At 71.5% G+C, this 9,451-nt stretch carries 7 protein-coding genes; 5 read left to right on the top strand and 2 right to left on the bottom strand.

Annotated features, from left to right (window positions below):
- Positions 1-37: 37 nt before the first annotated feature.
- Positions 38-2,332, bottom strand: coding sequence for a transglycosylase domain-containing protein (locus ABTZ58_RS18365; protein WP_351357232.1), 2,295 nt, complete (start codon positions 2,330-2,332; stop codon positions 38-40).
- Between the two features lie 259 nt (positions 2,333-2,591).
- On the opposite strand from ABTZ58_RS18365, the gene ABTZ58_RS18360 reads away from it, so the two are divergent.
- From ABTZ58_RS18360 to ABTZ58_RS18340, 5 genes are all read left to right on the top strand, one after another.
- The gene (locus tag ABTZ58_RS18360) at positions 2,592-3,527 is read left to right on the top strand and encodes an SPFH domain-containing protein (RefSeq protein WP_351357229.1); all 936 of its coding nucleotides are present in this window, start codon (positions 2,592-2,594) and stop codon (positions 3,525-3,527) included.
- Positions 3,524-3,790, top strand: coding sequence for a type II toxin-antitoxin system antitoxin (locus ABTZ58_RS18355; protein WP_351357226.1), 267 nt, complete (start codon positions 3,524-3,526; stop codon positions 3,788-3,790). Before ABTZ58_RS18360 ends, ABTZ58_RS18355 begins: the two co-directional genes overlap by 4 nt.
- 193 nt (positions 3,791-3,983) lie before the next feature.
- Complete coding sequence (locus ABTZ58_RS18350; protein ID WP_351357223.1) at positions 3,984-4,508, top strand: PadR family transcriptional regulator; 525 nt, start codon at positions 3,984-3,986, stop codon at positions 4,506-4,508.
- Positions 4,505-5,194, top strand: a complete 690-nt coding sequence (locus tag ABTZ58_RS18345) for an ABC transporter ATP-binding protein (protein WP_351357220.1) — start codon at positions 4,505-4,507, stop codon at positions 5,192-5,194. Before ABTZ58_RS18350 ends, ABTZ58_RS18345 begins: the two co-directional genes overlap by 4 nt.
- Entirely contained in the window at positions 5,191-7,524 is a 2,334-nt protein-coding gene (locus ABTZ58_RS18340; RefSeq protein WP_351357217.1) for an ABC transporter permease, read from the top strand. Before ABTZ58_RS18345 ends, ABTZ58_RS18340 begins: the two co-directional genes overlap by 4 nt.
- Positions 7,525-8,410: 886 nt before the next feature.
- Here the strand turns inward: ABTZ58_RS18340 and ABTZ58_RS18335 are convergent.
- A complete protein-coding gene (locus ABTZ58_RS18335; RefSeq protein ID WP_351357256.1) occupies positions 8,411-9,355 on the bottom strand; it encodes a LysR substrate-binding domain-containing protein in 945 nt (314 codons plus the stop codon).
- Between the last annotated feature and the right edge of the window lie 96 nt (positions 9,356-9,451).

Below are 9,451 nucleotides of genomic sequence, written 5' to 3'. Positions count from 1 at the left end.
CCCGGTGTGCACCGGGCGCCCTTCGCGCGTGCTGTCCCTACTCGTCCTCGTCCGGCTTGATCGGGTCGAACGGGCCGCCGCCGTCGTCCGGCGGTGTCGTCTGCGGGGCGCTCGGCGGGGCGGTGGAGGTGGGAGGGGTCGTCGACGGCTTCGTCGGCGGGGTGGTGGACGGCTCCTCGCTGGTCGGCGGCGGGGAGGAGGACGGCTCCTCGGTGGTCGGCTCCTGCGTCGGTTCCTGGGTGGGCGACTGGGACGGTGTCGGCGTCCACGTCGGCTCGACGGCCGCGCCCTGTTGGGTCTCCAGGTCGAACTTCTCGACGTCACCCATCACACCGAAGGTGTACGCCGCCCAGATCTGCGCCGGGAAGCCACCGCCGTTGACCCGGGGCTGGCCGCCGGCCTTGTACATCGGGACCTGCCTGTACGGCGGTTTGTTGTCCTCTCCGAACAGACCCACCGAGGTGACCAGGCCCGGCGTGTAGCCGGTGAACCAGGCCGACTTGTTGTTGTCGGACGTGCCGGTCTTGCCGGCGACCTGCTGGCCGTCGCGCAGGGGGTTGTCGCGCACGGACGCCCGGGCGGTGCCGTCGTCGACCACGCCGGTCAGTACCGAGGTCACCGTGTCGGCGGCTTCGCGGCTGATGACCTGCTCGCCGACGGGGTCGGGCATGGTCACGGTCTTGTTCAGGTGCTCGGCCGACTTCACGAGGGCCGGGGTGACCTTCTTGCCGTGGTTGTCGAGGGTGGCGTAGACCCCGGCCATCTCCAGCGGGCTCGCGCCCATGCTGCCGAGGGTCTGGGCGGGCACGGCCTCCATGTTCTCGGTGTCCATGCCGAGCTTGCCGGCGACCTCGACGACCTTCTCCATGCCGACGTCGACGCCCATCTGCGCGAAGACGGAGTTGACGGACTTGTTCATGGCCGTCTGGACGGAGATCGGGCCGTAGTCCGCGTCGTCCTCGTTCTCCGGCGCGAAGCCGACCTTGCTGCCGTTGTCGACGACCGGGCGCTTGCTGGTGCCGTCGTAGACCGTGCTCGCGGTGATCGGCTTGCCGTCCTGCGTCTTCGCCTGCTCCTCCAGGGCCGCGGCCAGGATGACCGGCTTGAAGGTGGAGGCCGGCTGGTAGTCGGAGCGGGTGGCGTTGTTCACGTAGTGCTTGAAGTAGTCCGTGCCCCCGTACATCGCGACGACGGCGCCCGTCTTCGGGTTCACGGACACGGCACCGGCCTGGACGTCCGCGTCGACCGCCCGCTTGCCCGGGTCGAGCTTGCTGGTCAGCTGCTGCCTGACCGACTTCTCCAGGGCCGCCTGCTTCTTCCTGTCGACGTTCAGCGTGACGGTCCAGCCACCGGCGTTGACCATCGCCTCGGCCTCCTTGGCGCTGCCGGCGGTGCCGTCGGCGACGAGCTGCCTCTCCAGCGCCGCGTTGGCCGCGTTGACCAGGTAGCCCTTCTGACCCTCCATCCCCGGGGCGGGCTTGGGCTCCTTCGGCACCGGGAACTTCATTCCGGCCCGCTCCGACTGGCTGAGCCAGCCCTCGTCGACCATGTTGTCGAGCACGTAGTTCCAGCGGGCCTTCACCAGCTTCTTGCCGGTCTCCGAGGCGACGGCCCAGTCGTACTGGCTGGGAGCCTGGAGCAGCGCGGCGAGGTAGGCGCCCTGCGCGACCGTGAGCTTCTCGGCGTCGGTGCGGTAGTAGGCCTGGGCGGCGGCCTGGATGCCGTAGGCGCCACGGCCGTAGTAGCTGGTGTTGATGTAGCCGGCGAGGATGTAGTCCTTGGACTTCTCCCGGTCCAGCTTCAGCGAGATGACCAGTTCCTTCAGCTTGCGCGAGACGGTCTGTTCCTGGGTCAGGTAGTAGTTCTTGACGTACTGCTGCGTGATCGTGGAACCGCCCTGAGCGCCCTTGCCGGCGACGGTGTTGAGCAGACCGCGGGCCGTGCCCTTGAGGTCGACGCCGGCGTCCTTGTAGAAGGTCTTGTTCTCGGCGGCGACGAAGGTGAGGCGGACCTCCTTGGGAACCCGGGCCAGGTCGACGACCTCCCGGTTGACCTTGCCGTCGCGGGCCATGATCGTGCCGTCGCGGTACTTGTAGATGTTGCTCTGGCGCTTGGCGTCGGCGTTCCCCTCCGGGATGTCGATCACCATGTACAGCACGATGAAGGCGCCCATCCCGAGCAGGCACAGGCCGAGGAAGGTGCCGAGGATCTTCTTCCAGGTGAAGAGCGCGCGTATGCCGCTCTTGCCGGCCGCGCCCGACGAACGGCGGCGCCTGGGCGCCGCCCGGCGCCCACCGCGCTGTCGGGCGCGTCTCTCTTCCGCTCGTCCCATCGGTCCGATCCGCTCCGCTTCGTTCATGTGTGCTCACATGTCACACGGGTTCGCCGCTCAGGTCAGCTCAGAAAGCTAACACCGGGAGATAAGAGAAAGGGCTGTCGATCCGGGTCTTTGCGGACGTGACAATCAGCACCCATCCCAACGGAACCGACGTACGAGACACGTGTCAGGTTGCCAGCACGGGGTAAAGTGATATCACTTAGATAGGCAGAAGCTTGCAGGAGTGGCTTCTCAGAGGAACCGGGGGACACCCATGACCACACACGACGCGCAGATCACCGCCGATGTGCCCGAGATGCCGGCGCCCCGCGTACGGGAGTTTGCCGCCCACAGCATCGGCGGCGGGCTCGCCCTGCTGCTCGGCCTGCTCGGGCTGCTGGCCGGCGCCGGGCTGATCGTGGCGGCCACGACGGTCTCCGCGACCGGCGCCAAGGCCGCCCTGATCATCGCCGGCATCCTGATCGCGCTCGCGGCCTTCCTCGCCATGTGCGGGCTGAACATGGTGGCACCGGGCGAGGCCCGCGTCGTCCAGCTCTTCGGCCGGTACCGCGGCACGATCCGGCAGGACGGCCTGCGCTGGGTGAACCCCTTCACCTCGCGCACGAAGATCTCCACACGCGTGCGCAACCACGAGACGGCCGTCCTGAAGGTCAACGACGCCTACGGCAACCCGATCGAGCTCGCCGCTGTCGTGGTGTGGCGCGTAGAGGACACCGCCCAGGCGACGTTCGAGGTGGACGACTACATCGAGTTCGTCTCCACGCAGACCGAGGCGGCCGTGCGGCACATCGCCATCGAGTACCCCTACGACGCGCACGAGGAGGACGGCCTCTCGCTGCGCGGCAACGCCGAGGAGATCACCGAGAAGCTCGCGGTCGAACTGCACGCGCGCGTGGAGGCGGCCGGCGTGCAGATCATCGAGTCGCGCTTCACGCACCTCGCCTACGCCCCCGAGATCGCCTCGGCGATGCTCCAGCGGCAGCAGGCCGGAGCGGTGGTCGCGGCCCGGCGGCAGATCGTGGAGGGCGCCGTCGGCATGGTCGAGTCGGCGCTCGCCCGGATCACCGAGCGGGACCTCGTCACGCTCGACGAGGAGCGCAAGGCCGCGATGGTCTCCAACCTGATGGTGGTGCTGTGCGGCGACCGGGCCCCGCAGCCCGTCCTCAACACCGGGACGCTCTACCAGTGACGGCTCCTTCCGAGGGTTCCCCCTCCCAGCGGCGGCCGCAGCAGCGCAAGCAGGTGCTGCTGCGGCTCGACCCGGCGGTGTACGAGGCGCTGGCCCGGTGGGCCGGGGACGAGCTGCGGTCGGCGAACGCGCAGATCGAGTTCCTGCTGCGCAGGGCCCTGGCCGAGGCGGGGCGGCTGCCGCGGGACACCGGCCCGCTGCCCCGGCGGGGCCGTCCGCCCGGCCCGCAGGGCGGTCCCACCTCCGGTCCGCCGCCGGCCTGAACGGCCTTCCGCGGCCGCTCGACCTCCGGGGCTGTTCGGCCCCGGGGGCTGTTCGGCCCCGGAGGCTGTTCGGCCCCGGGGGCTGTTGCGGAACCGTGACAACACCCCCCGACCTGCGCGGCCGCACGCCCCGCCATGATCTACACACTCGGCGTATACATCCCGCGTATACACCCCGTGTACAGTCCTGGTCATGTCCATCGGTCACACTCTCCTGGGGCTCCTGGAGTCCGGTCCGCGGCACGGTTACGACCTGAAGCGGGCCTTCGACGAGAAGTTCGGTCACGACCGGCCGCTCCACTACGGCCAGGTCTACTCGACGATGTCCCGGCTGCTGAAGAACGGGCTCGTCGAGGTCGACGGCATCGAGGCGGGCGGCGGTCCCGAGCGCAAGCGGTACGCCATCACCGAGGCCGGCATCACCGACGTCGAGCGCTGGCTCGCGACGCCGGAGAAGCCGGAGCCGTACCTGCAGTCGACCCTCTACACCAAGGTCGTCCTCGCGCTGCTCACCCACCGCGAAGCCTCCGACATCCTCGACACCCAGCGCTCGGAGCACCTGCGCAGCATGCGCATCCTCACCGACCGCAAGCGCAAGGGCGACCTCGCCGACCAGCTCATCTGCGACCACGCGCTGTTCCACCTGGAGGCGGACCTGCGCTGGCTGGAGCTGACCGCGGCCCGTCTGGACAAGCTCCGCGAGGCGGTGACCCGGTGACGATTCCCGCTGGTTCGCTGCTCACCGCCCAGGACCTGCGCAAGGCGTACGGGCCGACCACCGCGCTCGACGGCGCCGAGTTCTCCATCCACCCGGGCGAGGTCGTCGCCGTGATGGGCCCCTCCGGGTCGGGCAAGTCGACGCTGCTGCACTGCCTCGCCGGGATCGTCACGCCCGACTCCGGCTCGATCACGTACAACGAGCGCGAGGTCACCGCGATGAGCGATGCCGAGCGCAGTGCGCTGCGGCGCTCGGAGTTCGGGTTCGTGTTCCAGTTCGGGCAGCTCGTGCCCGAACTGACCTGTGTGGAGAACGTGGCCCTGCCGCTGCGGCTGAACGGCTCGTCCCGCAAGGAGGCGGAGCGGACCGCCCTCGGGTGGATGGAGCGGCTGGAGGTCGACGACCTGCGCGGCAAGCGGCCGGGCGAGGTCTCCGGCGGTCAGGGGCAGCGGGTCGCCGTCGCCCGGGCGCTGGTGACCGACCCCCGGGTCGTCTTCGCCGACGAGCCGACCGGCGCGCTCGACTCCTTCAACGGCGAGCGCGTGATGGAACTGCTCACGGATGCCGCCCGGTCGGCCAGCACGGCCGTGGTGCTCGTCACGCACGAGGCCCGGGTGGCCGCGTACTCCGACCGCGAGATCGTCGTACGGGACGGCAGGTCGCGGGACATGGAGCGCGTCGTATGAACCTGAGCCAGTGGGTGCGGGACCTGGGCATGGGGGTGCGGTTCGCCCTCGCGGGCGGGCGTGAGGGGTGGACCCGGGCGCTGCTCACGGCCGTCGGCGTCGGGCTCGGTGTGGCGCTGCTGCTGCTCACCACCGCCCTGCCGGGCGCGCTGGCCGAACGGGACCGGCGCGAGGAGGCCCGCAGCGACCACACGCTGAGCCAGCAGAAGATCCCGAAGGCCGACGACACCCTGGTCGTGCTGGACGCGGACACCATGTTCCACGACCGGGACGTGCGGGGCCGCCTGCTGGAACCGGAGGGCCCCAAGGCCCCGCTGCCGCCGGGCCTGGCCGGATTCCCGGCCGAAGGCGACATGATCGTCTCGCCCGCGCTGAAGGAACTGCTGGCGTCCGACAGCGGGAAGCTGCTGCGGGAGCGGCTGCCCTACCGGATCACCGGCACCATCGGCGAGCAGGGGCTCATCGGCTCGCGGGAACTCGCCTACTACGCCGGCGGCAAGGGGCTGGCCGACCGGCTCGACTCCTCCGCGGGCGCGCGGATCGACAGCTTCGGCAACCCGGACCTGGGGTCGTCCGAGCCCTGGGACCCGGTGCTGCTCCTGCTGGTCCTGGTCGTCTTCGTGGTGCTGCTGATGCCGGTCGCCGTGTTCATCGCGGCGGCCGTGCGGTTCGGCGGCGAGCGACGCGACCGCCGGCTCGCGGCGCTGCGGCTGGTCGGCTCCGACAGCCGGATGACCCGGCGGATCGCCGCCGGCGAGGCGCTGGCCGGCTCCGTGCTCGGGCTCGTCCTCGGCACCGGGTTCTTCCTGCTCGGACGCGAACTGGCGGCCACGGTCGAGGTGTTCCACGTCAGTGTCTTCCCGAGCTATCTGAACCCCTCTCCCCTGCTGGCCGCGCTGGTCGCGCTGGCGGTGCCGACGGCCGCCGTGCTGGTGACCCTGTTCGCGCTGCGCGGGGTGGTCATCGAGCCGCTCGGGGTGGTGCGCACCGCCAGGCCCGCGCGGCGCCGGCTGTGGTGGCGGCTGCTGCTGCCGCTCGGCGGGCTCGCGATGCTCGCCCCGATGATCGGGCAGGGCGACGACGAGGGGACCTTCAACCAGTACCTCGTGGTCGGCGGTGTGATGCTGCTGCTCGTCGGTGTCACGGCCCTGCTGCCCTGGGTCGTCGAGACGGTCGTGGCCCGGCTCGGCCCGGGCGGCGTCGCCTGGCAACTGGCGGTGCGCAGGCTCCAGTTGAGCAGCGGCGCGGCGGCCCGCATGGTCAACGGCATCGCGGTGGCGGTGGCCGGGGCGATCGCGCTGCAGATGATGTTCGCCGGGGTGGAGGGCAACTACACGGCCGCGTCGCAGTACGACGTGGCGCGTGCCCAGATGCAGGTGCGCGTGCCCGACCGCCTCGACGCCGTCTCCACCGCCGAGAAGTTCCGCGACACCGAGGGCGTCCGCAAGGTCATCTCACTGTCGGAGACGTACCTCCACGGCCGGGGTGCCGACGCGGAGTCCATCGTCCAGGTCACCCTCGGGGACTGCGCCTCGCTGCGCGAGGTGGCCACGCTGCCCTCCTGCCGCGACGGTGACGTCTTCGCCGTCCACGGCGCCGAGTACGACACCTACACGAACAAGCTGGGCAAGCCGGGCAAGACGCTGTGGCTGGACGGCGAGAGCGTGGACCAGCCCGGCAAGCAGTTCTCCTGGACCGTGCCGAAGGGCATCCGGAAGGCCGAGTCCCGCGAGGACCCGACCGGCACCGAGCGCGGCGGCATCCTGATCACGCCGGGCGCGGACTCCGCCGAGCTGGACTCGCTCGCGCAGAAGGAGCTCTATCTGAGCCTCTCCCCCGGCGAGCCGAACGCGTACGAGTACGTGCGCAACACGGCGGCCCGGATCGACCCCGCGGTCGACGCCGTCGTCTGGCACGCCGTCGAGCGCAACGAGCGCTACGCGACCATCCGCACCGGTCTGTTCGTCGGCGCCGCGGCCGTGCTGGCGCTGATCGGGGCGAGCCTGCTGGTCTCGCAGCTGGAGCAGTTGCGCGAACGCCGCAAGCTGCTGTCCGCGCTGGTGGCCTTCGGCACCCGGCGCCGCACCCTCGGGCTGTCGGTGCTGTGGCAGACGGCGATCCCGATCGGGCTGGGCCTGCTGCTGGCCACGGCGGTGGGGATGGCCCTGGGCGCGGTCCTGCTGCGGATGGTGAACCTGTCCGTCCGGGTGGACTGGCCGAGCGTGCTGTCGATGACCGGGATCGGCGCGGGCGTCGTCCTGGTGGTGACCCTGCTGAGCCTGCCGCCCCTGCTGAAACTGATGCGCCCGGACGGCCTGCGCACCGAGTAGTCCCCTGAACGGGGCCTGGCGGCTCCAGACATCCCACCCCGGACCGGTGTGCCATACGGCGTCCCGGCCCGGGGTGGTGTGCCATACGACGTCCCGGCCCGGGGCCGGTGCCAGACGGTGTCCAGGCCCGGGGTGGTGTGCCATACGGAACCGGGTCCCGAGGTCAGGCATCCCGGGCGGCCAGGGCGGTGTCCAGGCGTCCCGGGCCGGCCCGGGACCACGCGTCCCGGGTCGGGCCCCGGGATCACGCGCCCCGGGTCGGGCCCCGGGATCACGCGCCCCGGGTCGGGCCCCGGGGTCACGCGCCCCGGGTCGGGCCCCGGGGTCACGTGTCCCGGGTCGGGCACTGGGGCCAGGCATCCCGGTCCAGGACGGCTGGCCGCCGAACCAGGGCCGGACGGCATCACACGTCCCGGTCCGGGTCCAAGACCAGGACGGGCCGGCGGCCCGGGACCCGGTCGCCACGCCCGGGGCCAGGGCGGTCTGCGCCCGGCGCGGGCCCCGGCCCAGGGCGGCGTCAGGCATCCCGGCCCAGGACGGTGTGCCGTACGGCACCAGGACCCAGAGATCAGGCATCCCGGGCCAGGACGGCGTCAGGCGGCCGGGCCGGGGGGCTTCAGGCGGCCCTGGCCAGGGCGACGTCACGCGGCCCGAACCACTACGACCTCACGCGGCCGAACCAGGACGACCTCACTCGGCCCGAACCAAGACGACCTCACTCGGCCCGAACCAAGACGACCTCACTCGGCCCGAACCAAGACAACGTCACGCGGCCCGAACCAAGACAACGTCACGCGGCCCGAGCCAGGACGACCTCACGCGGCCTGGGCCGCACTGTCAGGCGGCCCTGGCCAGGCGGTGTCAGGCAGCCCGGGCCCAGGCCGCATCAGGCGTCCCCGGGCAGGACCCGTACGGGCAGCGGCCGCAGGGCCTCGCGCAGGGCGGCTGCCAGTTCCTCGTACTCCGCGCCGCGCGCGGCCCCCGCCCGCATCGCCAGGGCGACCCGGCGGCTGGGGGCCGGGTCGGCGAAGTACCCGGTGAGGAGCTGGTTGCTGCGCGAGGTCTCGACCTTGACGGCCGTGCGCGGCAGCAGCGTGACCCCGAGCCCGCCGGCCACCAGCTGCACCAGCGTGGACAGCCCGGCGGCGGTCGTGGTGACCGGCACGTCGTCGCGGCCGGCCTCCCGGCAGATGTCGAGGGCCTGGTCGCGCAGGCAGTGCCCCTCGTCGAGCAGCAGCAGGTTCAGCTCGCGCAGCGCCTCGCGGGGAATGCCCTCACGTCCGCCGAGCCAGTGGTCGAGCGGCGTGACGAGCACGAAGTCCTCGTCGAACAGCGGCAGTTCCACCACCCCCGGCACGCCCAGCGGCACGGCGAGCAGCAGCAGGTCGAGCCGTCCGGCGGCCAGGCCGTCGAGCAGGCTGGCGGTCTGCTCCTCGTGCACCTGCAGATCCAGGTGCGGATACCGCTCGTGGACGAGCCGCAGCACGGTCGGCAGCAGATAGGGCGCCACCGTCGGGATCACCCCGAGCCGCAGCACCCCGGTGAAGGGCGCCCGGACCGCCTCGGCCTCCTCCATCAGCGCGCCCACCTCGGCCAGCACCGCCTTGGCCCGGACGGCGATCCGCTCGCCCTCGGGCGAGAGCAGCACCTTGCGCGTCGTACGCTCGAGGAGCGTCACTCCGAGTGTCTCCTCCAACGCCGAGACGGCGCCCGAGAGAGCGGGCTGACTCATCCCGATCGCCCCGGCGGCGTCCCGGAAATGCAGGTGTTCGGCGACGGCCGCGAACGCCCGCAGCTGGGCGAGGCTCGGCTGCCTGCGCTTACTACCCACCGTCACTGATAACTACCTCCGATCAACCCGACCGAGTGTAGCTATTTCCGTAATCAATCGACGCTGTGCCAACATCAACACCGTCCAACCCATGGG

Origin of the sequence: Streptomyces sp. NPDC094143 (assembly GCF_040303825.1) — a bacterium.
Lineage (GTDB): Bacteria > Actinomycetota > Actinomycetes > Streptomycetales > Streptomycetaceae > Streptomyces.
This window is presented reverse-complemented; position numbering and strand designations above follow the sequence as displayed.

What these genes read in the sequence shown, in the direction of transcription:
- ABTZ58_RS18360 (WP_351357229.1), top strand. Translation starts at nt 2,592, where the DNA reads ATGACCACACACGACGCGCAGATCACCGCCGATGTGCCCGAGATGCCG.
- ABTZ58_RS18365 (WP_351357232.1), bottom strand. Translation starts at nt 2,332, where the DNA reads ATGGGACGAGCGGAAGAGAGACGCGCCCGACAGCGCGGTGGGCGCCGG.
- ABTZ58_RS18350 (WP_351357223.1), top strand. Translation starts at nt 3,984, where the DNA reads ATGTCCATCGGTCACACTCTCCTGGGGCTCCTGGAGTCCGGTCCGCGG.
- ABTZ58_RS18340 (WP_351357217.1), top strand. Translation starts at nt 5,191, where the DNA reads ATGAACCTGAGCCAGTGGGTGCGGGACCTGGGCATGGGGGTGCGGTTC.